A 339-nucleotide genomic window follows, 5' to 3' on the forward strand; every position below is an offset into this window, starting at 1 on the left:
ATTTGGTGAGAGTGGTGACAAACAGTTAGTCGGTTACTACACCGCGGTGAATCAAGAAATGGTGCCGGATGTGGCAACACTGAAAGCAGAGTTGTCTGAGCGTTTACCGGCGCATATGGTGCCGGCGGTATATGTGGTGATTGATGCGATACCATTAACGCCGAACGGTAAAGTAAACCGCAAAGCGCTGCCTGAGCCGGATGTCAGCTCAGTGGTGCGGCATGAATATCAGGCACCGCAGGGGGATGCAGAGGTACAACTGGCGGCGATTTGGTCTGAGCTATTGGGCGTCGAACAAGTGGGCCGGGCCGACAACTTCTTTGAACTGGGCGGTCACTC

Annotated in this window: 1 protein-coding gene; it reads left to right on the forward strand. The window is 54.3% G+C overall.

Annotation, left to right across the window (positions count from 1 at the left end; translation table 11 throughout):
- The coding region (locus tag AC55NX_RS20925) for a hypothetical protein (protein ID WP_496997483.1) at nt 1-339 on the forward strand (339 nt) is incomplete at both ends.

Source organism: Vibrio rubrogenes (assembly GCF_059641415.1).